Source organism: Streptomyces sp. NPDC002754, assembly GCF_053592315.1.
Window position 1 is genome coordinate 27,085 of the sequence record NZ_JBSFVM010000040.1, and the last position, 23,199, is coordinate 50,283.

The window sequence follows — 23,199 nt, forward strand, 5'->3', positions numbered from 1 at the left end:
CCGCGCCATGTGCCGGCCCGAGTGGCGACGCGCGCGCGTCGAGGCGCAGCACCTGACCGATCTCGCGCGGCTGCGCCGCGTCCGCGACCGCATCGACCGGGAGTACGCGCAGCCGCTGAACGTGGAGGCGCTCGCTCGCGAGGCGCACATGTCCGCCGGGCACCTCAGCCGGCAGTTCCGGGCCGCGTACGGGGAGTCGCCGTACTCGTACCTGATGACGCGTCGCATCGAGCGCGCGACGGCGCTGCTGAGGCGTGGCGACCTCAGCGTCACCGACGTCTGTTGGGCGGTCGGCTGCGCTTCGTTGGGCACGTTCACCACCCGCTTCACGGAACTGGTCGGCATGCCGCCCGGGGCGTTCCGGCGGCTCGCGGCGGAGGCGGCTGACGCGGCGGCCGACCCCGCCGATGACCCGCGTACGGGCGGTGACGCGGGGCCCGCTGTCGTGGTGGAGGGGATGCCGGCGTGCGTCGCGAAGCAGGTGACAAGACCGGTCAGGAATCGAGAAGCCCCGCCCCCCGGGCCGCCCATAGCGTGAGAGACATGACATCAACCACCGCAGTCACCACGTTCCTCGAAACCGTCACCCTCGAGGTGTCCGACCCCGAGGCCGCCCGCGCCTTCTACGCCGCCTTCGGGGTGGCCGACCACATCCGTCTGCGGGCGGCCGAGGCGCCCACCACCGGATTCCGCGGGTTCACCCTGGCGCTCACGGTGTCCAACCCCGCCACCGTCGACGGCTTCTTCGGCGTCGCCGTGGACGCCGGAGCGACGGTGCTGAAGACCGCCACGAAGTCGATGTGGGGCTACGGCGGCGTCGTCCGGGCGCCGGACGGGACGATCTGGCAGATCGTGACCTCGGCGAAGAAGGACAGCGGCCCGGCCACGGGTGAGGTCGACGAGCTCGTCCTGCTGATCGGCGTCGAGGACGTGAAGGCCACCAAGCAGTTCTACGTCGACCGGGGCCTGACCGTGGCCAAGAGCTTCGGCGGCAAGTACGCGGAGTTCGCCTCCGGCGGGACCGGGGCAGGCACCGTGAAGCTGGCGCTCTACAAGCGCCGTGCCCTGGCCAAGCTCCTCGGCGTCGCCGCCGAAGGAAGCGGCTCGCATTGCATCGTCCTCGGCAGCACGGACGGCGCCTTCACCGACCCGGACGGATTCGCCTGGGAGGCCGCCGAGTAGTGGAGCCGGCTCACGGACCGGCTCACGGACCGGCTCACGGACCGGCTCACGGACCGGCTCACGAATCGGACCAACTTCCATGCAAGCACGCTTGCTTGTTTCTTGGCCCCCTGCCATGCTCCAGACACGCCGCACACCGCCGTGCCCGGAGGGGAGCGCACCGTGTCCGAACCGTCCGCCGTGTTCGAGGACTTGCGGGACGAGAGCGAGGAACTCGACCGGCTCGTAGGGGAGTTGAGTGCGGCACAGTGGGCCGCCCCGACCCCCGCGCCCCGCTGGACCGTCGCCCACCAGATCGCCCATCTCGCCTGGACCGACCGCGCCGCCCTGCTCGCCATGAGCGACGCCGACGCCTTCGCGGGCGAGGTGGAGAAGGCGATCGCCGCGCCGGAGTCGTTCGTCGACGAAGGGGCCGAGGAGGGCGCCCGTCAGGACCCGGCCGCGCTGCTCGCGGGCTGGCGGGAGGGGCGCGAGCGGTTGCAGAAGGTGCTGCGGGCCGCCGCGGCCGACAAGACCCGGTTCCCCTGGTACGGCCCGCCGATGTCCGCCGCCTCCATGGCGACCGGTCGGCTGATGGAGACGTGGGCGCACGGCCAGGACGTGGCCGACGCCCTGAGGGTCGTACGGGCTCCCAGCGATCGCCTCCGGCACGTCGCCCGGATCGGCGTGCGCGCCCGGAAGTTCGCGTTCGACGTGCACGGGGTCACCGCGCCCGACGACGAGTTTCGTGTCGAACTCGTGGCATCTAGCGGCGAGTTGTGGACGTACGGGCCCGAGGGCGCCGTGCAGCGGGTGACCGGATCCGCCGTCGACTTCTGCCTCCTCGTCACCCAGCGCGCCCACCGCGCCGACCTCGACGTGCGCGCCGAGGGCCCCGACGCCGACCGCTGGCTCGACATCGCACAGGCCTTCGCCGGGCCACCGGGGAAGGGGCGCGCGCCGAAGGGGGCCCGATGAGCAGGCCTCCGCTGCGGATCGGCAACGCCTCCGGGTTCTACGGCGACCGTTTCGACGCCATGAAGGAGATGCTGACCGGCGGCCAACTCGACGTCCTCACCGGCGACTACCTCGCCGAGCTGACCATGCTGATCCTCGGCCGCGACCGCCTGAAGAACGCGGACCGCGGCTACGCCCACACGTTCCTGCGGCAGTTGGAGGACTGCCTCGGCCTCGCGGTCGAGCGCGGCGTACGCCTCGTGGCCAACGCGGGCGGCCTCAACCCGGCGGGACTCGCCGATGCCGTACGGGAGTTGGGGGCCCGCCTCGGCGTTCCCGTACGCGTCGCCCACGTCGAGGGTGACGACCTGCTCGGCACCGGTCGGTTCCCGGGCGCCCTCACCGCCAACGCCTACCTCGGCGGCGCGGGCATCGCCGCGTGTCTCGACGCGGGCGCCGGCATCGTGGTCACGGGCCGTGTCACCGATGCCGCGCTGGTGACCGGGCCCGCGGCCTGGCACTTCGGGTGGCCGGACGATGCGTACGACCGGCTCGCGGGGGCCGTCGTCGCGGGGCACGTCCTCGAATGCGGGACGCAGGCGACCGGCGGGAACTACTCCCGGTTCGCCGACCGCGCCCACCGGTTGGGCCGCCCCGGCTTCCCCCTCGCCGAGATCCACGAGGACGGCTCCGCGGTCATCACCAAGCACCCCGGGACCGGCGGCTTCGTCGAACTCGGCACCGTCACCGAGCAACTCCTGTACGAGACCGGGGGCGCCCGGTACGCCGGACCCGACGTCACCGCCCGCCTCGACACCGTCCGCCTCACGCCGGACGGGCCCGACCGCGTCCGCATCCACGGCGTACGCGGCGAGGCCCCGCCGCCCACCCTCAAGGTGGGACTCAACCGGCTCGGCGGGTTCCGCAACGAGGTCGTCTTCGTGCTCACCGGCTTGGACATCGAGGCGAAGGCGGCGCTCGTGCGGGGGCAGATGGAGGACGCGCTGCGGGGTGCCAAGTCGGCCCCCGCGCACATCCGTTGGGAACTCTCCCGCACCGACCGCCCCGACGCCGACACCGAGGAGACCGCGAGCGCGCTGCTCCGCCTCGTCGTGCACGACCACGACCAGGAGGCCGTCGGACGGGCACTGAGTGGCGCCGCGGTGGAGCTGGCGCTCGGCTCCTACCCCGGCTTCCACGTCACGGCCCCGCCGGGCAAGGGCTCCCCGTACGGGGTGTTCGAGGCGGCGTACGTGGAGCGGGAGACGGTGCCGCACGTCGCGGTGCTGCCGGACGGGGAACGCCGACCGGTCCCCGTACCTGTACGAGAGACGCGCCCGCTCGCCCCCGTCGCCGACCCCGCCCTTCCGGATCCCCTGCCTCCCGGGCCGACGCGCCGCGCTCCCCTCGGCCTCGTCGCGGGCGCGCGCAGTGGGGACAAGGGCGGCGATGCGAATGTGGGGGTGTGGGTGGAGAGCGAGGCGGCGTGGCGGTGGCTGGTCCACACCCTGACGGTGGACCGCTTCTGCGAGCTCCTGCCGGAGACTGTCCGTTCTCTCCCGCGGGACCAATCTCACGTGGCGCCAATTCAAGCGCAAGTGGGGCCAAATCAAGCCCCTGCGGCGATTGAGCAGCGGGGTCCGGGGCGGAGCCCCGAGGCCGTAACCCGCCACCCGCTCCCCAACCTCCGCGCGCTCAACTTCACCGTCAAGGGACTCCTCGGCGAAGGCGTCGCCGCCCAACACCGGTTCGACCCACAGGCGAAGGCCCTCGCCGAATGGCTCCGCTCCCGCCACCTCGACATCCCGGAGGCCCTCCTGTGACCGCCCTGTCCAGCGCCCTGGACCCCCGTTCCGACGAGCACGCCGCCCGGCGAACCGCCCACCTCGCCAAGCTCACCGCCCTCGACACCGAGCACGCGAAGGCCGTCGCGGGCGGCGGCGAGAAGTACGTCGAACGGCACCGTAAGCGCGGCAAGTTGCTCGCCCGCGAACGCATCGAGCTGCTGCTCGACCCCGACAGCCCGTTCCTGGAGCTGTCCCCGCTCGCCGCGTGGGGCAGCGAGTACGCCGTCGGCGGCTCGCTCGTCACGGGCATCGGCGTCGTCGAGGGCGTCGAGTGCCTGATCACCGCCAACGACCCGACCGTGCGCGGTGGCGCCAGCAACCCGTGGTCCCTGAAGAAGGCGCTGCGGGCCAACGAGATCGCCCACGCCAACCGGCTCCCCGCGATCTCGCTCGTCGAGTCCGGCGGCGCCGATCTCCCCTCCCAGAAGGAGATCTTCATCCCCGGCGGCGGGATCTTCCGCGACATCACGCGGCTCTCGGCCGCCGGGATCCCCACCGTCGCCGTCGTCTTCGGCAACTCCACCGCCGGAGGCGCGTACATCCCCGGCATGTCCGACCACGTGATCATGGTGAAGGAGAAGGCGAAGGTCTTCCTCGGCGGACCGCCGCTGGTCAAGATGGCGACCGGCGAGGAGAGCGACGACGAGTCGCTGGGCGGCGCCGAGATGCACGCCCGCACCTCCGGCCTCGCCGACTACTTCGCCCACGACGAGCAGGACGCGATCCGCCAGGCCCGCCGCGTCGTCGCCCGCCTCAACCACCGCAAGGCGTACGCGAATCCACCCCTCGCCGAACCCCCCAAGTACGACCCGGAAGAACTCCTCGGCATCGTCCCCGAGGACCTGAAGGAGCCCTTCGACCCCCGCGAGGTCATCGCCCGGATCGTCGACGGCTCCGATTTCGATGAATTCAAGCCGCTGTACGGGGCGTCCCTCGTCACCGGTTGGGCTGCCCTGCACGGCTATCCCGTCGGTATCCTCGCCAACGCCCAGGGTGTCTTGTTCAGCGAGGAGTCCCAAAAGGCCGCCCAGTTCATTCAGTTGGCCAACCAGCGCGACATCCCGCTGCTCTTCCTGCACAACACCACCGGCTACATGGTCGGCAAGGAGTACGAGCAGGGCGGCATCATCAAACACGGCGCGATGATGATCAACGCGGTCTCCAACTCCCGCGTCCCGCACCTCTCCGTCCTCATGGGCGCCTCCTACGGCGCCGGGCACTACGGCATGTGCGGGCGCGCCTACGACCCCCGTTTCCTCTTCGCCTGGCCGAGCGCGAAGTCCGCCGTCATGGGGCCGCAGCAGCTCGCGGGCGTGCTGTCGATCGTGGCGCGGCAGTCCGCCGCCGCGAAGGGGCAGCCGTACGACGAGGAGGCCGACGCCGGGCTGCGCGCCATGGTCGAGCAGCAGATCGAGGCCGAGTCGTTGCCGATGTTCCTGTCCGGGCGGCTCTACGACGACGGGGTCATCGACCCCCGCGACACCCGGACCGTCCTCGGCATCTGCCTGTCCGCGATCCACACCGCACCGTACGAGGGCGCCCGCGGCGGCTTCGGCGTCTTCAGGATGTGACCCCGATGATCACCTCTCTCCTTGTGGCCAACCGCGGCGAGATCGCCTGCCGCATCTTCCGTACCTGCCGTGAACTGGGCATACGTACCGTCGCCCTGCACTCGGACCCGGACGCCGACGCCCTGCACGTACGGGAGGCGGACCTCGCCGTACGGCTCCCGGGCGCCACCCCCGCCGAGACCTACCTCCGCGCCGACCTCGTCGTGAAGGCCGCGCTCGACGCGGGCGCCGACGCCGTGCACCCCGGGTACGGCTTCCTCTCCGAGAACGCCGAATTTGCTCGCGCCGTCGCCGACGCCGGGCTCACCTGGATCGGGCCGCCGCCCGAAGCGATCGAGGCGATGGCGTCGAAGACGCGCGCCAAGGAGCTGATGGGCGTCGCCCCGCTGGAAGATGTGGGTATCGACGACCTTCCCGTGCTCGTGAAGGCCTCCGCCGGTGGCGGCGGGCGCGGCATGCGCGTCGTACGGGAACTGGGTGAACTGGAGGGTGAGTTGGTGGCCGCCGGGGCCGAGGCGCTGTCCGCCTTCGGTGACGGCGAGGTGTTCGTCGAGCCCTACCTGGAGGGCGGGCGGCACGTCGAGGTGCAGGTGCTGGCCGACGCGCACGGCACCGTGTGGACGCTCGGTACGCGGGACTGCTCGCTCCAGCGACGCCACCAGAAGGTCATCGAGGAGGCGCCCGCGCCGGATCTGATACGTGGCGTATCAGATGTCATATATGAGATGGCGGAGCGGGCGTGCCGGGCCACCGGGTACGTCGGCGCCGGCACCGTCGAGTTCCTCGTCGCCGACGGGCGTTCCCACTTCCTGGAGATGAACACCCGTCTCCAGGTGGAACACCCGGTCACCGAGGCCGTGTTCGGCATCGACCTCGTCGCGTATCAGATACGACTCGCGGAGGGCGAACCCCTCGACCCCGAACCCCCGGACCCGCGCGGCCACGCCGTCGAGGCCCGCCTCTACGCCGAGGACCCCGCCGCCTCCTTCGCCCCGCAGACCGGCACGCTGCACCGTCTCGCCGTCCCCGGAACCCGCCGCGGAGCGGCTGATGTGCACTGTCGCCTCGACACCGGCTACACCGACGGCGACGCCATCGGCGTGCACTACGACGCCATGCTCGCCAAGGTCGTCGCCCACGCCCCGACCCGCTCCGCCGCCGTCCGCGCCCTCGCCGGAGCCCTGGAACGCGCCGAGGTGCACGGCCCCGTCACCAACCGGGACCTGCTCGTACGCTCTCTGCGGCACCCCGAGTTCACCGACGCCCGCATGGACACCGGGTTCTACGAGCGGCACCTCGCCGAGCTGACCGCGCCCGCCGACGACCCGTACGCGCCGCTCGCCGCCGCCCTGGCCACCACCCGCAGCCACCGCTTCGGCGGCTTCCGCAACGTCCCCTCGGGGCCCCAGCTCAAGCGCTACCGCACCGAACCGGACGGCACCGAGCACGAGGTCCGCTACCGGCACACCCGCGACGGGCTCGAAGCCGACGGGGTGCGGGTGGTGCACGCCGCACCCGACCGCGTCGTCCTCGAAGTCGCAGGCGTACGGCGGAAGTACGCCGTCGCCACCTACGGAGACCGCGTCCACGTCAACGGCGCCGCACTCACCGCCCTGCCCCGCTTCACCGACCCCAGCGAGCAGCGCGCCCCCGGCTCCCTGCTCGCGCCCATGCCCGGCACCGTCGTGCGCGTCGCCGAAGGGCTGACCGAGGGCGCCGCCGTCACCGCCGGGCAGCCCCTGATCTGGCTGGAGGCGATGAAGATGGAGCACCGCATCCTCGCCCCCGCCTCCGGAACGCTCACCGCCCTGCACGCCGCCGTCGGCCGCCAGGTCGAGGTGGGCGTGCTGCTCGCCGTAGTCCAGGAGGAACAGTCGTGAACGCACCCGCCGGTCCTACCGCTCCCGCCACTCCGGCCGCCCCCGCCGCTCCCGTCCTCGAAACCGAAGAGCACCGGGCCCTGCGCGCCGCCGTCGCCGCACTCGGCAAGCGGTTCGGCCGCGACTACATGACCCGGATCACCGCCGCGGGCGGCCACCCCGAGGAGCTGTGGGCGGAGGCGGCGAAGGTCGGCTACCTCGGCGTCAACCTGCCCGAGGCGTACGGCGGAGGGGGTGGCGGAATAGCCGAACTCTCCATCGTCCTTGAGGAGTTGGGGGCCGCCGGGTCACCGCTGCTGATGATGGTCGTCTCGCCCGCGATCTGCGGCACGGTCATCTCCCGCTTCGGAACCGAGGAGCAGAAGCGCGCCTGGCTCCCCGGCCTCGCCGACGGCAGCCGCACCATGGCCTTCGGCATCACCGAGCCGGACGCCGGATCGAACTCCCACCGGATCACGACCACGGCCCGCCGCGACGACGACGGCTCGTGGGTGCTGAACGGGCGCAAGGTGTTCATATCGGGGGTCGACATCGCGGACGCGACACTGATCGTCGGCCGTACCTCCGACTCCCGCACCGGCAAGCTCAAGCCCTGCCTGTTCATCGTCCCCCGGGACACGGAGGGCTTCGGCCGCAAGCAGATCGACATGGAACTCCAGGCTCCGGAGAAGCAGTTCGAGCTGACCCTTGACGAGGTGCGGCTTCCCGCGGACGCTCTCGTGGGTGACGAGGACGCAGGACTGCTCCAGCTCTTCGCCGGGCTCAACCCGGAGCGCGTCATGACCGCCGCCTTCGCCATCGGCATGGGCAGGTACGCGCTGAAGCGGGCCGTCGACTACGCCAAGGACCGCACCGTCTGGCAGGCCCCCATCGGCTCCCACCAGGCCGTCGCCCACCCGCTCGCGCAGATCCACATCGAGCTGGAGCTGGCCCGCCTGATGATGCAGAAGGCGGCCCGGCTCTACGACGCGGGCGACGACATCGGCGCCGGCGAGGCCGCCAACATGGCCAAGTACGCAGCCGCGGAGGCCTGTGTGCGCGCCGTCGACCAGGCCGTGCACACGCTCGGCGGCAACGGCCTGACCCGCGAGTTCGGCCTCGCCTCCCTCATCACCGGCTCACGGGTGGCGCGCATCGCCCCGGTCAGCCGGGAAATGATCCTCAACTACGTGTCCCACCAGAGCTTGGGCCTGCCCAAATCGTACTGACCTCAACTGCCCGTATCCAGCGAGGAGTTCGCCATGGTGTACGTGAGTGAGTACGCGGACGTCGCGGTCGTCGACGAGCCCATCCACGACGCCGTGCTCGGGGGCGCGGCCGCCCGCGGCGACGCCCTCGCCCTCGTCGACGGCGTGGCCGGCACCACCCTCTCGTACGCCGCGCTCGACATGTTCCACCGGAAGGTGGCGGCCGGGCTCGTCGACGCGGGCGTACGCAAGGGCGACGTGGTGGCGCTGCACAGCCCCAACACGATTGCCTACCCGGTGGCGTTCTACGGCGCCACGCGCGCGGGCGCCTCCGTGACCACCGTGCACCCGCTGTCGACGCCGCAGGAGTTCGCCACGCAACTGCGCGACGCGGGTGCCGTCTGGATCGTCACCCTCACCCCGCTCGTCGACGCGGCCCGCGCCGCGGCCGAACTGGCAGGCGGGGTACGGGAGATATTCGTCTGCGACCCGTCGGGGGACTCCGGCCACCGCTCGCTGCTGGACATGCTCGGCACCGAGGCACCCGAGCCGCACGTCGACATCGACCCGGCCGATGACGTGGCCGCCCTCCCGTACTCCTCCGGCACCACCGGCACGCCCAAGGGCGTCATGCTCACCCACCGCAACATCGCCACGAACCTCGCCCAGCTCGACCCCCTCCTCCCCACGGGCCCGGGCGACCGCATCCTCGCCGTCCTGCCCTTCTTCCACATCTACGGCCTCACGGCGCTCATGAACGGCCCGCTCCGGCAGGGCTCCACCGTCGTCGTCCTGCCCCGCTTCGACCTCGACACGTTCCTCGCGGCGATCGAGAAGCACCGCATCACCCACCTGTACGTCGCCCCGCCGATCGTCCTCGCCCTCGCCAAACACCCGGCCGTGGAGGGCTACGACCTGTCGTCCCTGCGCCACGTCATCAGCGCCGCCGCACCCCTCGACGGCGAACTCGCCCGCGCCTGCGCGCGCCGCCTCGGCCTGCCACCCGTCGGCCAGGCGTACGGCATGACGGAACTCTCGCCCGGCACGCACGTCGTCCCGTACGACGCGAAGACCCCGCCGTCGGGCGCCGTCGGCAAGCTCATCGCCTCGACCGAGATGCGGATCGTGTCCCTCGACGACCAGGCGAAGGACGCGGCGCCCGGCGAACCCGGCGAGGTCCTGATCCGCGGGCCGCAGGTCATGAAGGGCTACCTCGGCCGCCCCGACGCCACCGCCGACATGATCGACTGCGACGGCTGGCTGCGCACCGGGGACGTGGGGCGCGTCGACGCGGACGGCTGGTTGTTCGTGGTCGACCGGGTCAAGGAACTCATCAAGTACAAGGGCTTCCAGGTCGCCCCCGCGGACCTGGAGGCGGTGCTCCTCACCCACGAGGACATCGCCGACGCGGCGGTCATCGGCGTCCTCAACGAGGACGGCAACGAGGTGCCGAAGGCGTTCGTCGTGCGCACGGATCCCGCGCTCGGCGCGGACGACGTGAAGGCGTACGTCGCCGAACGCGTCGCCCCGTACAAGAAGATCCGCCGCGTCGCGTTCATCGACGGGGTGCCGCGGGCGGCCTCCGGGAAGATATTGCGTCGTGAACTGAGGGAGCGTTGATGGTGGTTGGGAACGATGGGAACGTGTCCGGGAGTCTGGTGGCGCACGCCCACGAGCGGGGCGTCACCACCCTGGCCCTCGATTCGCCCGCCAACCGCAATGCCCTCTCGTCGGCGCTCGTCGGCGAGTTGGGGGACCGGCTGCGGGACGCGGACAAGGACCGCGATGTACGCGCCGTCGTCCTCACCCACACCGGCGGCACTTTCTGCGCGGGCGCCGACCTTCGGGATCCTCCGGACCCGGCCGCGCTTGTGGGCCTGCTGCGGCAGATCGTGGAGGTGAGCAAGCCGGTACTGGCACGGGTCGACGGACACGTACGGGCGGGCGGCCTCGGCCTGTTGGGCGCCTGCGACATGGCGGCGGCCTCCTCGGCTTCGTCCTTCGCCTTCACCGAGGTACGCATCGGGGTCGCGCCCGCCGTGATCTCCATGCCGCTGCTGCCGCGCCTCGATCCGCGCGCGGTGGCCCGCTACTACCTGACGGGCGAGCGCTTCGACGCGGCGGAGGCGGCGCGGATCGGGCTCGTCACGGTGGCGGGGGAGGACGTGGACGAGGCGCTCGGGCCGGTGCTCGGAGGCTTGCGGAAGGCGTCCCCCGAGGCCCTGGCCGAGACGAAGAGGCTGCTCACGGTTAAGGTCCTGGAGGCCTTCGACCGGGACGCGGAATCCCTGACGGCGCTGTCCGCGCGGCTGTTCGGCTCCGCGCAGGCCCGCGAGGGCATGACCGCCTTTCTCGAACGACGGGATGCCGCATGGGTGTTGTGACGCTGCCGAAACAGGACCGCTCGCGGGTGACGCGGCAACGGCTCCTGGAGTCCGCGGTCGCCTGCCTCGCCGCGCACGGCTGGGCCGGCTCCACGGTCTCCGTCGTCGCCGAGCACGCGGGCGTCTCGCGCGGCGCCGCCCAGCACCACTTTCCGACCCGCGAGGACCTGTTCACGGCGGCCGTCGAGTACGTCGCCGAGGAGCGCTCCACCGCTCTGCGCGGGCTGCGTCCGCAGGGGCGGGTGGAGGCGGTCGCGGCCCTCGTCGACCTGTATACGGGGCCGTTGTTCCGGGCGGCGCTGCACTTGTGGGTGGCCGCGTCGAACGAGCCGCAACTCGGGGGGCGGGTGACCGAGTTGGAGGCACGGGTCGGGCGCGAGACCCACCGGATCGCAGTGGAGCTCTTGGGCGCGGACGAGTCCGTCCCGGGTGTGCGGGAGGTTGTGCAGGGCCTCCTGGACATGGCCCGCGGCCTCGGCCTGGCGAACCTCCTCACGGATGACGGGGGGCGGCGCGAGCGGGTGGTGGGCGAGTGGGGGGTGCTGGTCGACCGGGTACTGGGATGATCCCGCGGCCCCGTGGTTACGGCCACGGGGCTCCGCCCCGGCCCCCGCGCCTCAAACGCCGGCGGGGCTGGAAGGATCGCCTCAAACGCCGGCGAGGCTTGATAGATCAAGCCCCGGCCGCGATTGGATCATCTGAGCCCGGCGGGGGCTGGAGCATCCGAGTCCAGCGGGGGGGCGGTTATTTAAGTCCCTGCGGCGATGGAGCAGCGGGGTCCGGGGCGGAGCCCCGATCTTTCAGCCCCGCCGGCGTTTGCGGCGCGGGGTCCGGGGCGGAGCCCCGAGGCCGCCACCACGGTGCTGCGGAACCAAGGCGATGGGCCCCGGCCACGGTTCGGCTATCGGGCGATGTCCCCGTAGCCCTCGATGCCGGCCGGAGGGCGTGACTCCGGGCCGACGTAGCGGGCCGAGGGGCGGACCAGGCGCCCCGTGCGCTTCTGCTCAAGGACGTGCGCGCTCCAACCCGCGGTCCTCGCACACGTGAACATCGACGTGAACATGTGCGCCGGCACCTCCGCAAAGTCGAGCACGATCGCCGCCCAGAACTCCACATTCGTGGCCAGCACCCGATCGGGCCGCCGCGCATGCAACTCCGCCAGCGCCGCCTTCTCCAACGCCTCCGCCACCTCGAACCTCGGCGCCCCCAACTCCCGCGCCGTACGCCGAAGTACTCGCGCCCGCGGGTCCTCGGCCCGGTACACCCGGTGCCCGAAGCCCATCAGCCGCTCACCCTTGTCGAGCGCCCGGCGCACGTACGCGTCCGCGTCCCCGGTCCGCTCGATCTCCTCGATCATGCCGAGGACCCGGGACGGCGCCCCGCCGTGCAGCGGCCCGGACATGGCCCCCACTGCTCCCGACAGCGCCGCCGCCACATCCGCCCCGGTGGACGCGATGACGCGGGCCGTGAACGTAGAGGCGTTCATGCCGTGCTCGGCAGCCGACGTCCAGTACGCGTCGACGGCCGCGACATGCTTCGGGTCCGGATCCCCGCGCCAGCGCTTCATGAACCGCTCGACGACGGTGTCCGCCTTGTCGATCTCCCGCTGCGGCACCATCGGCAGGCCCTGCCCGCGCGCGGACTGCGCGACGTACGACAGAGCCATGACGGCGGCGCGCGCGAGGTCATCGCGGGCCGTGCGCTCATCGATGTCGAGCAGCGGCTTCAGGCCCCACACGGGGGCCAGCATGGCGAGCGCGGACTGGACGTCGACGCGGATGTCACCGGAGTGGACCGGGATCGGGAACGGCTCGGCCGGCGGCAGGCCCGGGTTGAAGGCGCCGTCGACCAGCAGCCCCCAGACATTCCCGAACGACACGTGGCCGACCAGATCCTCGATGTCGACGCCGCGATAGCGCAGGGCGCCGCCTTCCTTGTCCGGTTCGGCGATCTCGGTCTCGAACGCGACGACACCTTCGAGGCCTGGAACAAAGCCGGGGGTCAGGTCGGACATCGGGCGGCTCCTCTGGATGCGTGGGGGTGTGTCCGGGTGCTGGAACACCCGTGGTCTGGTCTGGACTGGACTCTGGACGGGGGTACACCCGTAATGCCCCGTACGGCGGGCGGCTGAACCGTTTCGGTTCCAGGAAGATAACCCTCAGTGCCACAGTTGGCGAGAGTTCGCGGCACTCAGTGCCATGTTTCACCCTGCGGCCTGGGTGCGACCGTGCCCGTCCGTCCGGCAGGATGACGCCGTGAGCGCCCACGACGATCCCGAACTCGACCTCGCCGACATGCGCGAGCAGTACCGCGCCAAGAACGGCGGCCTGCTGGAGGGGGACCTCGCCCCGCACCCGATGGAACAGTTCACGCGCTGGTTCAAACAGGCGGCGGCGCCGGGCTCCCCGCTGTCCGAGCCCAACGCGATGGTCGTCTCGACCGCCGACGCCGAGGGCCGGCCCAGCTCCCGCACAGTGCTGCTCAAGTCGTACGACGACGCGGGCTTCGTCTTCTACACCAACTACGGCTCCCGCAAGGCGCGGGACCTCTCCGCGAACCCGCACGTCGCGCTGCTCTTTCCCTGGCACCCGATGGGGCGCCAGGTGCTGGTGACCGGGACGGCGGAGCGTACGTCGCGGGCCGAGACGGAGGCGTACTTCCGCACGCGCCCGCACGGGTCCCAGCTGGGCGCGTGGGCCAGCGCGCAGTCCTCCGTGGTCGCCTCGCGGGAGGACCTCGACGTGCGCTACGCGGAGCTGGCGGGGCGCCATCCGGCGGGTTCCGCGGTGCCCGTTCCGCCGCACTGGGGCGGCTACCGGGTCACCCCGGGGTCCGTCGAGTTCTGGCAGGGCCGCGAAAACCGCCTCCACGACCGGCTCCGCTACGCGCGGGGCCCAGTACCGGACGAGTGGCAGGTCCAACGCCTGAGCCCGTAGCCCCCTCAAGTCGCTGACCCCACCCAAGTTGCTGACCCGACCCAAGCCCTGCGGCGGTACATTTCCAGCCCCGCCGGCGCTCGAGCAAATCCAGCCCCGCCGGCGTTTGCGGCGCGGGGTCCGGCCCGGAGCTCCGTGTCCTGGGCCCCGGCCGGCGTTGCGCTCCCGGGGTTCCGCCCCGGACCCCGCTGCTCAATCGCCGCAGGGGCTTGAAGTGGTCAATCGCCGCAAGGGATCGAACTGCTCAAAGCTCCGCCAGGACCCCGTCCAGGAACGGCTCGACCGCGGAGCGCCACGCCTCGGGCTGGTCGTAGTGCACCAGATGCCCCGCATCCGCCACCTCCGCATACACCCCCCTGGGAAGAACCCGCACCATCTCCTGCGCCTCCGCCCGCCCCAACTCCCCGTCAAGCCCACGCAGTACAAGCGTCGGGCACTGGACCGCCGCCAGTTCCTCCCAGTGCGCGTCGAAGACCCACGTGGAGCGCGCCTGAAGCATCTGGCGCCGCGAGAACACCGGCCGCCAGCCGTCCACCGTCTCCGTCATCACCTCGGCGTAGAACTCCCCGCGCGCGGGATTGGGCCGCTCGACCCAGGGGTCGTCCTCCCCGAACCACTTCCGTACATCCGCGAGCGTCGCGAACGGCAGCGGCCACGCCTTGAACCAGTCCTCCCACTCCCGCTGGGAGGCCGCCCCGAGCGCGGAGGCCCGCATGTCGCAGATGACCAGGCCGCGGACGAGATCGGGCCGGCGGGCGGCGAGCTGCCACGCCGTGAGCGCTCCCATGGAGTGCCCGATGAGAACGGCCGGCTCAAGGCCCAGCTGGACCAGCGCCGCCTCCGCGTCCAGGACGTACGCCTCCCGGTCGAACGGTCCCTCCGGCGGCTTGTCGCTCTGCCCGTGCCCGCGCTGGTCGAGGGCGACCGCGCGATGCCGCTCGGCCAGCCAGCGCGTCGTTCCCGCCCAGTGGGACGCCCGCCCCATGAGCCCGTGCAGCAGCAGCACTCCGGGATTGTGGCCGGCCTCGCCCGTCTTGGGCGGGTCGGCGAACTCCCAGGCAGCCAGGTGGACCCCGCCTGCTCCGGTCACGTCGATGCGTCGTGCCATAGGCCCTGGCACCCCCTCGTGGTCGCGCCTGCAGTCGCGTACCCGCGCACGTTATCGAACCCGTTTTCGAAAACGCGGCGCTCTCGGACAACACCCCTCATTTGAGTGACGGAACTCAAGGAATGACCGGCGCTGTCGAGGGGATCTCTTCAGCGGGAGGCGGACCGTTCGGGGAAATCGGTCCGAGGGGATCGACCCTGGGAGCTCGGGGCTCCGGGTCGGAACAGGGGAGGACAGGCCCCGGCGCCGCAAGGCGCCGGGGCCCTCTGTATGTGGTGCGGCGTCATGTGGTGCGGCGCTCCACGCCGCTTCCAGCGCACCCGGCGCCCCCCAGGCCCGTCGCGCCCCGATCGGCCGATCCATGCGGCCCCCTCTGGTCATATGCCTCACGCGACAGCCTTGCACGCCGAGCGTCCGATCGCTGCCGTTCCGCACAGTGAATCTTGTTTTCTGCGCGGAAGTGCAGCATGTGCGGATACAAGTCAACTTAACCGCACGACACGGAAGTTGACGCCCGGCCCACAAGCGGCCGCTCGGCTCAGCGCTTCGCCACGAAGACGTGCGAGGCGATCTCCGCCTCCAGCTCCGCCGCCTCACCGCTGCTGCCGACGAGTACCCCGCCCGGCGACTGCGTCACGCTGACCACCGAACCGGGCTGCACGCCCGCCCGGCGCAGCGTGTACATCAGCTGCGCGTCCGTCTGGATCGGCTCGCCGATGCGGCGCACCACGACCGTCTTGCCGTCGGCACCCGGGTCGAGGTCGGACAGCGAGACCATGCCCTCGTCCAGGAACGGGTTCGCCCCGTCCTTCTCGCCCAGCTCCTCCAGGCCCGGGATCGGGTTCCCGTACGGCGACTCCGTCGGGTGCCGGAGCAGCTCGAGGACGCGGCGCTCCACCGCCTCGCTCATCACGTGCTCCCAGCGACAGGCCTCCGCGTGCACCTGCTCCCACTCCAGGCCGATCACGTCGACGAGCAGACACTCCGCGAGCCGGTGCTTGCGCATCACGCGCGTCGCGAGCCGCCTGCCCTCCTCGGTCAGCTCCAAATGCCGGTCGGCCGCCACAGCGACCAGGCCGTCCCGCTCCATGCGGGCCACGGTCTGGCTGACCGTCGGTCCGCTCTGGTCCAGCCGCTCGGCGATCCGGGCGCGCATGGGGACCACACCTTCCTCCTCCAGCTCGAGGATGGTGCGGAGGTACATCTCCGTGGTGTCGATCAGTCCGGACATACGTGCCCCTCGTGTAGCTCTCTCGCTTCGCGACAGCTCCGCTGGCTGACCGCGCAGCATGTGCGCTGGCCCTGGAACCCAGACCTCAATTCTGACGCATACCGCTGACAACCGTGACGCGCCAGGTAAACACCGCGCCAGGCGGGGCCGGGAAGCGTATTGACAGAGCACTGGTCCAGACCGCACCGTGATCCGCGAACACGCCACGTACCACCGAGACCCGACCCTTCTCACCAGGAAAAAGGGGCACGCCGATGAGCGAGAGCAGGCCGGCCGCGCAGTACCTCGACGCCTCCATCGGGCTCCTCACGAGGATCCGTGACGAGGAGGCCGACAACATCGCGGCCGCCGGCACCCTCCTCGCCGACACCGTCGCCGACGGCGGCCGCCTCTTCGCCTTCGGCGCGGGCCACTCCGGGCTCGCCGCCCAGGACGTCGTCTACCGGGCGGGCGGCCTCGCCCTGATGAACCTGCTGTCGGTACCCGGCACCGTCGGCATCGACGTCATGCCCGCGACGCTCGGCTCCGCCCTCGAACGGGTCGACGGGCTCGCGGCGGCCGTCCTGGAGGCCAGCCCCGCGCGCGCGGGCGACGCGCTGATCATCATCTCCCTGTCCGGGCGCAACGCGCTCCCCGTGGAGATGGCCCTCAGCGCCCGCGCCGCAGGCATCAAGGTCATCGGCGTCACCTCCCTGTCGTACGCGACCGGGCCCGACGCCCCCACCTCCCGCCACGCCTCCGGCAGCTACCTGCGCGACCACTGCGACGTCGTCCTCGACTCCAAGATCGCGATCGGCGACGCGGAGCTCACCCACGAAGGCGTCGACGCCCCCTTCGCACCCGCCTCCACGGTCACCGCCAGCGCCCTCATGCAGGCAACCCTCGCGACCTGCGCCGCGACGCTCGCCGACCGCGGCCTCCAGCCCCCACTTCTCCGCTCGGGCAACGTCGACGGCGGCCTGGAGTGGAACGCGCAGGTGTTCGCAGAGTACGGCGACCGGATCTACTACCGCCGCTGAACCGGCCAGGCCGTCACCGGTCGTCAGCCGCCAGCGCCCACGCCAGGTCCACCGCGCCGGCGATCCGCACCGCCACGCTCTCCGCGTACACGGCGTCACCGCGCTCGAACCCGACCCGGCTGGCGCCCCGCAGAAACGTCACCACGCCCACCGTCCGGCCCCGGCTGCGCAGTACCACGCACAGCGCGTACACCGTGTCCTCCGGCCACTGCCGGTCCAGGGCCCAGTCCGCGCGCACCGTGCCCCCCTCCGCGGCGGCCCGCACCGACCCCGCCCGCTCCACGCACTGCAACGCCGGATGCCCCGCCGCGTACCGCACCGGCAGTGCGCCCCGCGACACGAGCAGACTCGGCCCCGGCGCCCCCGAAGGCGTGGCCGCGGCCCGCACGAGACGCACCGGCTCCTCGCTCGCCACCAGGTCGATCACCGCGTGATCCGCGAACCCGGCGAGCGCGAAATCCAGATGCACCGTCGCCGCCTCGGCCGGGTTCTCGCACTCGGCGGCGGCCCGCGCCGCGCGGTGCAACTGCTGCGACCGGAAGCGGAGCTGCGCCGCCTCCTGCTCGTTCTGCTTGGCCTCCGTCACGTCCTGGAACAGCCACCCGACCCCCAGCGGCACCGGCTCCTCCGCGAGCGGCGACGCCAGCCGTACGAAACCGCTGCGCCAGCACCGACGCTCCGTACGCCCACCGCCCTCGCCGGGCCGCCGCAGCGTCACCCACACCTCCGTCGGAGACAGCGGCGGGCCCTCCGCGAGCACATGCGCGAGGGCGCCCTCCAGCTCCTCGACGCCCTGCCCGATCAGATCGCCGAGCGGCCGCCCCAGCGCGGCGGTACGCCCGGTCCCCATGGCGCGCGCGGCATGCCCGTTCACCACGGCGGGCCGCAGATCCGCGTCGACCAGCACGACACCCCACGCGGCGTCCTCGAACAGCGCCTCGCTCAGCGCGATGGACCGCTCCAGATCGATCTGCGCGTGCACCTCACTGAACGCGCAGTACACACCCGCGGGCTTCCCATCGGCCCCGCGTACGGCCGCGGACTGCGTCCGCACAAGCACCCGCCCACCATCCTTGGTGAGCAGCGCGAACTCGTTCACCTGCCGTCCCGGAGCATGCATCGAGGCCAGCAGCCGCCCCTGCACCTCCTCCGCGTCCGCCGACCGCACGGCCCACCCCGCGAACCCGTGTCGCCCCACGGCCTCCTCGGCCGACCAGCCGAGCACCCGCTCGGCCTCCCGGTTCCAATGGGTCACGACCCCATCGGCATCGAAGGCGCACAACGCGGCATCCATGCCGTCCAACAACGCGGCCAGCAGATCGGACCCGTCCGGCTCCGGCTCTTCCGGCCCGAGCGCATCAGTGGTCCCACTACGCCGGGAAGCACTCACCTGGAACCCCCTGCAGGCTGTGTCGGCGCGACGAATTCCTCGTATCGCTCCAGATCATTCAACTCGAACGTGACGCATCCCACACGGACTTCACGCAAGTTCGGAGAAACCGAAGAGCACATACACCCAGCATGCAACGCATGACGACATTGCCCGACGGCCGCCCCGTCCCGCCCCCGGCCTCCGACGAACGCGCCACCCTGGAAGGCTGGCTGGACTTCCACCGCGAGACGCTGGCCATCAAGTGCGCCGGCCTGACGGACGAACAGGCACGCACGCGTGCGATCCCGTCGTCCTCCCTCACGCTCCTCGGCCTGGTCCAACACCTGGCAGAGGTCGAACGCAACTGGTTCCAGCGGGTCTTCGCAGGAGCCCACACCACTCCACCGGTCCACGAAACAGCAGGCCCGAACGCCTTTACCCTCACCGAGGACCGCACCCTCCCGGACGCCCTCGCCCAATGGCGCACGGAAATCACCCGCTCCCGCGAACTCACCGCGACAGCCCCCCTCGACACCACCGGCACCCTCTCCCCCCAGGAAGCCGCCTTCACCGGCGACCCCAAGGTCTCCCTCCGCTGGATCCTGACCCACCTCATCGAGGAATACGCCCGCCACAACGGCCACGCGGACCTCCTCCGGGAGGCGATCGACGGGGTGGCGGGGGCGTGATCCCGGGCCTCCTCAGGGTCGCGTCCAACAAGGTCGCGTAAAACCGGTTGAGACCTGCCGTGCGGGTTCGTAGGCTGCACAGCACGACCGGAAGGAGGTGGTTCGGAGCATGTATGCACGCCGGACAGTTGAGGTGACTGCGGGCTAGCGGCCCGACGTCGCATTTCGAATTCGGCGCCGGACCAGTGCGCGATATGTGCGCGCAGCCGGCCCAATCCCAAGCAGTCGCCCGACCCGCGAGCCGCCGGTACGTCCGGCCGGCTTCCGACCGCCCTCAGGGGCGGGAGGAACCAGGCTCGCGGGTCGTCTGCGTTGTGCGGGCCCCGTAGGGCCTCAGCCCTTGCTCACCGCCAGCAGGATCTCCGGCAGGCGCTCGGCCGTGCGCGGGGCCGCCAGGCGCAGGCCCAGGACCGTCGCCCCCGCCCCGTACGCCGCTCCGATCGGGAGCAGGATCCACGTCCAGGAGGCCGAGTCCGTCGCGTGCAGGGTGATGGTGAGGGCCAGGATCGGGGTGCAGAGGAGGGCCGCCGCGACCATGCCGCCGAAGATGGAGATCCAGGCCAGACCCGCCTGGCCCGGCGCGACGTTCTTGTAGCCCTCCTGCGGGATCGAGTACGGGAAGCGCGCCGAGGTCCACGCGCCGGTGGCGAGCATCGCGCCGAGCAGGGCGTAGGAGAGGCCGAGGACTTCGGGGAAGTCGGGCCAGGCGTTCAGCATGGCTGTGGTGATGACGGTGACGAGCGTGGCGTAGGGGAGAGTTATCAGGAGCAGCGCGTATGCACGCGCGCGTAGTTCGACGTAGGCGTCCTTCGGTGACGCGATCGTCATCGCCACCATCCAGAACGCCGAGGTGTCCTGGCCGAACTGGTTGTACATCTGGATGCCGAGCATCCCCGAGGCGAAGCACGCGAAGTAGACGGTGCCGGTGCCCTGGAGGGCGTTGAAGACGGGGACGATCAGTCCGATCGCCAGGGATGTCACCCAGGCCGCTTTGGTTTTCGGGTCGCGCCATACGTAGCGGAGGCTGCGTTCCATGACCGTTCCGGTGCGGCCCTCGGGGAGGAGTCGGGGGCCCGTGCGGGTACGGCGGCGCCCGGGGCTCGCCGCTTCGATCGTGGAGCCGTCGGGGGCGGTCATCAGGCGGGTCAGGGCGCGGCGCCAGAGGGTCAGGAGGGCCAGGAGCGCCGCCGCGCAGATTGCCAGTTGGGCGAGGGCTGTTCCGTACGATGCCTTGCTCGTCGCGTCGACCGCGGCGATCGCCGATGCCGGGGGGATCCAGCCGAGGACCTTCGCCACCGGGTCGAGCGCGTCGACGCCGCCCGCCGCGCCGAGCCGCTGCACCCCGAAGTTGACCAGCTGTGCGCCGACGGCGATGACGAGTCCGCTCAGTACGGCGAGGTCGCGGCCCTTGCGGCTGGTGAGGAGCCGGATGTTGGCCGCGGCCACGGTTCTGGCGAGGGCGACGCAGGTGAGGACGGTGAGGGGGACCGCCAGTACCGCGACGACCGTGGCCGCCGCCCCGTGTGCCACCGCGTACGCGGCGCCGAACGCGAGGCACAGCGTGAAGAGCGGGCCGATGCCGACCAGGGACGCCACGAGGAGGCCGCGGACGAGCGGGTCGGGGCGCAGCGGGAGCATCGCGAGGCGGGTGGGGTCGAGGGTTTCGTCGCCGCTGGGGAAGAAGAGCGGGAGGACGGCCCAGCCGAGGGCGAGGAGGGTGGTGAGGGGGATGCCGATGGTTGCGGCGTGCGCGTTGCCGTGGAGGAGGATCAGGGCGAGGAGTTGGAGTGCGGCGACGAGCGCTGCCGCGAGGAGGGAGGCGATGTATGCGGCGCGGCGGCCGGGGGATTGGCGGAGGCCGTTGCGGAGCAGCGCGAGCTTGAGCCGGACCAGTACGCCGGTCATGGCTGGGGCCGCTTGTTGCGCTGCGGCGGGGTTGCGGCCTCGGGGCTCTGCCCCGGACCCCGCTGCTCAATCGCCGCAGGGGCTTGAGTGGGCTCACCCGCCGCAGGAGCTTGAATGGGCTCACCCGCTGCCGAAGCTTGAGTGTTGCCCAGCCAGTCCAGTGCGCCCTCGCTCGTGCGGCCACGCGCTCCCACCAGTTCCAGGAATGCCTCCTGGAGGGAGGATGAATCGCCGCGGACGTCCGCGAGTGGGCCCTGGGCGCGGATGCGGCCCGCTGCCATGACCGCGACCCAGTCGCAGAGGGACTCGACCAGTTCCATGACGTGGGAGGAGAAGACGACCGTCGCGCCGGAGCGTGTGTAGCGTTCCAGGACGCCGCGGATCGTCTGGGCCGAGACCGGGTCGACGCCCTCGAACGGTTCGTCCAGGAACAGGACTTCGGGGTTGTGGAGGAGGGCCGCGGCGAGGCCGATCTTCTTGCGCATGCCGGTCGAGTAGTCGACGACGAGTTTGTGGCGGGCTCCGGCCAGGTCCAGGACGTCGAGGAGCTGGTCCGCCCGTTTGTCGACCTCCGCGCCGGGCAGTCCGCGCAACCGGCCGGTGTAGGCGAGAAGTTCGTGGCCGGAGAGGCGTTCGAAGAGGCGTAGGCCCTCCGGGAGGACGCCGATGCGTGCCTTGACCTCGGCGGGGTCGGCCCAGACGTCGTGGCCGGCGACGTACACGGTGCCCCGGTCGGGGCGGAGCAGGCCGGTGACCATGGAGAGGGTCGTGGTCTTGCCCGCGCCGTTCGGCCCGACGAGGCCGATGAACCGGCCTGCGGGCAGGGCGAGTTCGATGCCGGCCACGGCGGTCTGCGACCCGAAGGACTTCCATAGGTCGTGTACGCGTACGGCTGCGGTTTCCTCGGCCGAGGTCAACTGTGCCCGCCCTTCGTCGTCTTCGTCCGTCCGGGCACGATACGTCGGCCAAGGGCGGGCCACCGGGAGGCGCCCGGACAGGCCCCTACCCGCGCCGGATCTCGCGTCCGCACGCGTATGAGAGGGGGGAGATGAGTTCTTCCGCGTCCGGGAGCCAGCGGTTCGCCGGGGTCGGGCGGCAGGCCCACTGGGCGGCGCCGCGGCTGCCGAAGCGGGTCGGGGGAGCGGCGACGTACTGGCCCTCGCCGAGCGCGAGCAGGTCGAGGGAGGCCGGGGGCCAGCCGAGCTTGCGGACGAGGTCGGGGACCTTGACGGTGGCGCCGGGGAGCACGAAGAACTGCATGCGGCGGTCGGGGGTGCAGGTCACGGGGCCGAGGGTGAGTTCCATGCGCTCCATGCGGGCGAGGGCGAGGAACCCGGCGGTCTCCGGCACGTCGATCGCGTCGAAGGTGCGGCCCGTGGGGAGGAGGATCGACGCGGTCGGCTGCTTCGCCCACAGCCGGCGGGCCACGGTCGCGCTGCCGGTGGCCTGCGTCGCCCAGTCGGGGCGGGCGGGGTGCGCGCCGGGGGTGGGGCACTGGGGGGAGCCGCACGAGCAGCGCTGGACGCCGTCGCCGATCTCCAGCCAGGTGCCCGGGAACACGTCCCAGTGCCGCTCCTCCGCGTAGCGGACGGCGGTGTCCAGGAGTGAGTCGCCGCGCTGCTGCGGGATCTGCCCGACGGCGGTGACGGGTGGGCTGTCGTCCGAGGTGCCTGCGATGGTCTCTTCCACGTGGTTCTCAACTCCCGCCGCCACGGAGGGTTACGGGCGCACGTACGGGCGGCCCGGGAGCATCGTTCCCGCATGTGGGGCGCATGGGTGCATGGGTGGGGGCGCGCGGGCGAGGAGGCCCCGGGCCGTGGGTAGTGCGGGAGGGGTAACGAGTACGGCGACGCGGCGGGCCGGCGTCACGCGGGCGTGTGTTTGACACCCGTTTGTGGTGCATCTTCCGTTTCCGCGCAGGGCAGTGATGATCCAACGACCGGCTGTTGACC

General features: G+C 71.8%; 19 protein-coding genes and 1 pseudogene. 13 read left to right on the forward strand and 7 right to left on the reverse strand.

The genetic code is table 11. From position 1 onward, the window contains the following. Positions 1-7: 7 nt before the first annotated feature. From ACWD2L_RS37550 to ACWD2L_RS37595, 10 genes are all read left to right on the forward strand, one after another. On the forward strand, positions 8-538 hold the full coding sequence (locus ACWD2L_RS37550; protein WP_351345572.1) for a helix-turn-helix transcriptional regulator: 531 nt from the start codon (positions 8-10) through the stop codon (positions 536-538). A gap of 5 nt (positions 539-543) precedes the next feature. Continuing rightward, complete coding sequence (locus tag ACWD2L_RS37555) at positions 544-1,182, forward strand: glyoxalase (protein WP_351345575.1); 639 nt, start codon at positions 544-546, stop codon at positions 1,180-1,182. 162 nt (positions 1,183-1,344) lie between these two features. Further along, positions 1,345-2,139: a TIGR03084 family metal-binding protein gene (locus ACWD2L_RS37560; protein ID WP_351345578.1), complete on the forward strand. Its 795-nt coding sequence runs from the start codon at positions 1,345-1,347 to the stop codon at positions 2,137-2,139. Further along, positions 2,136-3,941 (forward strand): acyclic terpene utilization AtuA family protein, encoded by a 1,806-nt coding sequence (locus ACWD2L_RS37565; RefSeq protein WP_451193347.1) that lies wholly within the window; start codon positions 2,136-2,138, stop codon positions 3,939-3,941. Before ACWD2L_RS37560 ends, ACWD2L_RS37565 begins: the two co-directional genes overlap by 4 nt. Beyond that, positions 3,938-5,536 carry an acyl-CoA carboxylase subunit beta gene (locus ACWD2L_RS37570; RefSeq protein ID WP_351342496.1) on the forward strand — a complete coding sequence of 533 codons (1,599 nt, stop codon included), beginning with the start codon at positions 3,938-3,940 and terminating at the stop codon, positions 5,534-5,536. The genes ACWD2L_RS37565 and ACWD2L_RS37570 overlap by 4 nt, the downstream gene beginning before the upstream one ends. Before the next feature lie 5 nt (positions 5,537-5,541). Then, on the forward strand, positions 5,542-7,416 hold the full coding sequence (locus ACWD2L_RS37575) for an acetyl/propionyl/methylcrotonyl-CoA carboxylase subunit alpha (RefSeq protein WP_351342494.1): 1,875 nt from the start codon (positions 5,542-5,544) through the stop codon (positions 7,414-7,416). Then, positions 7,413-8,624 carry an acyl-CoA dehydrogenase family protein gene (locus tag ACWD2L_RS37580; RefSeq protein WP_351342492.1) on the forward strand — a complete coding sequence of 404 codons (1,212 nt, stop codon included), beginning with the start codon at positions 7,413-7,415 and terminating at the stop codon, positions 8,622-8,624. Before ACWD2L_RS37575 ends, ACWD2L_RS37580 begins: the two co-directional genes overlap by 4 nt. 36 nt (positions 8,625-8,660) lie before the next feature. Further along, positions 8,661-10,223 carry a 4-coumarate--CoA ligase family protein gene (locus ACWD2L_RS37585; protein WP_351342501.1) on the forward strand — a complete coding sequence of 521 codons (1,563 nt, stop codon included), beginning with the start codon at positions 8,661-8,663 and terminating at the stop codon, positions 10,221-10,223. Next, positions 10,223-10,987, forward strand: a complete 765-nt coding sequence (locus tag ACWD2L_RS37590; protein WP_451193351.1) for an enoyl-CoA hydratase family protein — start codon at positions 10,223-10,225, stop codon at positions 10,985-10,987. The genes ACWD2L_RS37585 and ACWD2L_RS37590 overlap by 1 nt, the downstream gene beginning before the upstream one ends. Further along, positions 10,975-11,553: a TetR/AcrR family transcriptional regulator gene (locus tag ACWD2L_RS37595; protein WP_351342489.1), complete on the forward strand. Its 579-nt coding sequence runs from the start codon at positions 10,975-10,977 to the stop codon at positions 11,551-11,553. The genes ACWD2L_RS37590 and ACWD2L_RS37595 overlap by 13 nt, the downstream gene beginning before the upstream one ends. Positions 11,554-11,888: 335 nt before the next feature. Here the strand turns inward: ACWD2L_RS37595 and ACWD2L_RS37600 are convergent, their stop codons facing one another. Beyond that, positions 11,889-13,001 carry a citrate synthase 2 gene (locus ACWD2L_RS37600; protein ID WP_351342488.1) on the reverse strand — a complete coding sequence of 371 codons (1,113 nt, stop codon included), beginning with the start codon at positions 12,999-13,001 and terminating at the stop codon, positions 11,889-11,891. Between the two features lie 280 nt (positions 13,002-13,281). Between ACWD2L_RS37600 and pdxH the strand changes: the two genes are divergently transcribed. Continuing rightward, positions 13,282-13,923: a pyridoxamine 5'-phosphate oxidase gene (gene pdxH, locus ACWD2L_RS37605; RefSeq protein WP_351342499.1), complete on the forward strand. Its 642-nt coding sequence runs from the start codon at positions 13,282-13,284 to the stop codon at positions 13,921-13,923. A 244-nt stretch (positions 13,924-14,167) separates the two neighbouring features. Here pdxH and ACWD2L_RS37610 read toward each other — a convergent pair whose 3' ends face one another. Beyond that, on the reverse strand, positions 14,168-15,031 hold the full coding sequence (locus ACWD2L_RS37610) for an alpha/beta fold hydrolase (protein ID WP_351342486.1): 864 nt from the start codon (positions 15,029-15,031) through the stop codon (positions 14,168-14,170). Positions 15,032-15,569: 538 nt separating this feature from the next. Continuing rightward, positions 15,570-16,262: a metal-dependent transcriptional regulator gene (locus ACWD2L_RS37615; RefSeq protein ID WP_351342484.1), complete on the reverse strand. Its 693-nt coding sequence runs from the start codon at positions 16,260-16,262 to the stop codon at positions 15,570-15,572. A gap of 254 nt (positions 16,263-16,516) precedes the next feature. On the opposite strand from ACWD2L_RS37615, the gene ACWD2L_RS37620 reads away from it, so the two are divergent. Beyond that, positions 16,517-17,281, forward strand: coding sequence for an SIS domain-containing protein (locus tag ACWD2L_RS37620; protein ID WP_351342482.1), 765 nt, complete (start codon positions 16,517-16,519; stop codon positions 17,279-17,281). A 13-nt stretch (positions 17,282-17,294) separates the two neighbouring features. On the opposite strand, the gene ACWD2L_RS37625 is transcribed toward ACWD2L_RS37620, so the two are convergent. Then, complete coding sequence (locus ACWD2L_RS37625) at positions 17,295-18,671, reverse strand: PAS domain-containing protein (RefSeq protein ID WP_351342480.1); 1,377 nt, start codon at positions 18,669-18,671, stop codon at positions 17,295-17,297. Between the two features lie 140 nt (positions 18,672-18,811). Here ACWD2L_RS37625 and ACWD2L_RS37630 point away from each other — a divergent pair, with 140 nt between their 5' ends. Then, on the forward strand, positions 18,812-19,342 hold the full coding sequence (locus tag ACWD2L_RS37630) for a DinB family protein (RefSeq protein ID WP_351342478.1): 531 nt from the start codon (positions 18,812-18,814) through the stop codon (positions 19,340-19,342). A 333-nt stretch (positions 19,343-19,675) separates the two neighbouring features. Here ACWD2L_RS37630 and ACWD2L_RS37635 read toward each other — a convergent pair whose 3' ends face one another. The 3 genes and pseudogenes from ACWD2L_RS37635 to ACWD2L_RS37645 form a co-directional block, all read right to left on the reverse strand. Further along, complete coding sequence (locus tag ACWD2L_RS37635) at positions 19,676-21,247, reverse strand: transporter (protein ID WP_351342477.1); 1,572 nt, start codon at positions 21,245-21,247, stop codon at positions 19,676-19,678. A gap of 137 nt (positions 21,248-21,384) precedes the next feature. Next, positions 21,385-22,164: pseudogene (locus ACWD2L_RS37640) on the reverse strand (ABC transporter ATP-binding protein); the annotation flags it as partial. A gap of 85 nt (positions 22,165-22,249) precedes the next feature. Next, positions 22,250-22,936, reverse strand: a complete 687-nt coding sequence (locus ACWD2L_RS37645) for a bifunctional DNA primase/polymerase (protein WP_351342475.1) — start codon at positions 22,934-22,936, stop codon at positions 22,250-22,252. Between the last annotated feature and the right edge of the window lie 263 nt (positions 22,937-23,199).

Bases quoted from the DNA above. Each gene is read 5' to 3' on its own strand.
- ACWD2L_RS37620 (WP_351342482.1), top strand. From the start codon at position 16,517: ATGAGCGAGAGCAGGCCGGCCGCGCAGTACCTCGACGCCTCCATCGGG.
- ACWD2L_RS37595 (WP_351342489.1), top strand. From the start codon at position 10,975: ATGGGTGTTGTGACGCTGCCGAAACAGGACCGCTCGCGGGTGACGCGG.
- ACWD2L_RS37615 (WP_351342484.1), bottom strand. From the start codon at position 16,262: ATGTCCGGACTGATCGACACCACGGAGATGTACCTCCGCACCATCCTC.
- ACWD2L_RS37575 (WP_351342494.1), top strand. From the start codon at position 5,542: ATGATCACCTCTCTCCTTGTGGCCAACCGCGGCGAGATCGCCTGCCGC.
- pdxH (WP_351342499.1), top strand. From the start codon at position 13,282: ATGCGCGAGCAGTACCGCGCCAAGAACGGCGGCCTGCTGGAGGGGGAC.
- ACWD2L_RS37590 (WP_451193351.1), top strand. From the start codon at position 10,223: ATGGTGGTTGGGAACGATGGGAACGTGTCCGGGAGTCTGGTGGCGCAC.
- ACWD2L_RS37630 (WP_351342478.1), top strand. From the start codon at position 18,812: ATGACGACATTGCCCGACGGCCGCCCCGTCCCGCCCCCGGCCTCCGAC.
- ACWD2L_RS37555 (WP_351345575.1), top strand. From the start codon at position 544: ATGACATCAACCACCGCAGTCACCACGTTCCTCGAAACCGTCACCCTC.
- ACWD2L_RS37565 (WP_451193347.1), top strand. From the start codon at position 2,136: ATGAGCAGGCCTCCGCTGCGGATCGGCAACGCCTCCGGGTTCTACGGC.
- ACWD2L_RS37600 (WP_351342488.1), bottom strand. From the start codon at position 13,001: ATGTCCGACCTGACCCCCGGCTTTGTTCCAGGCCTCGAAGGTGTCGTC.
- ACWD2L_RS37635 (WP_351342477.1), bottom strand. From the start codon at position 21,247: ATGACCGGCGTACTGGTCCGGCTCAAGCTCGCGCTGCTCCGCAACGGC.
- ACWD2L_RS37550 (WP_351345572.1), top strand. From the start codon at position 8: ATGTGCCGGCCCGAGTGGCGACGCGCGCGCGTCGAGGCGCAGCACCTG.
- ACWD2L_RS37610 (WP_351342486.1), bottom strand. From the start codon at position 15,031: ATGGCACGACGCATCGACGTGACCGGAGCAGGCGGGGTCCACCTGGCT.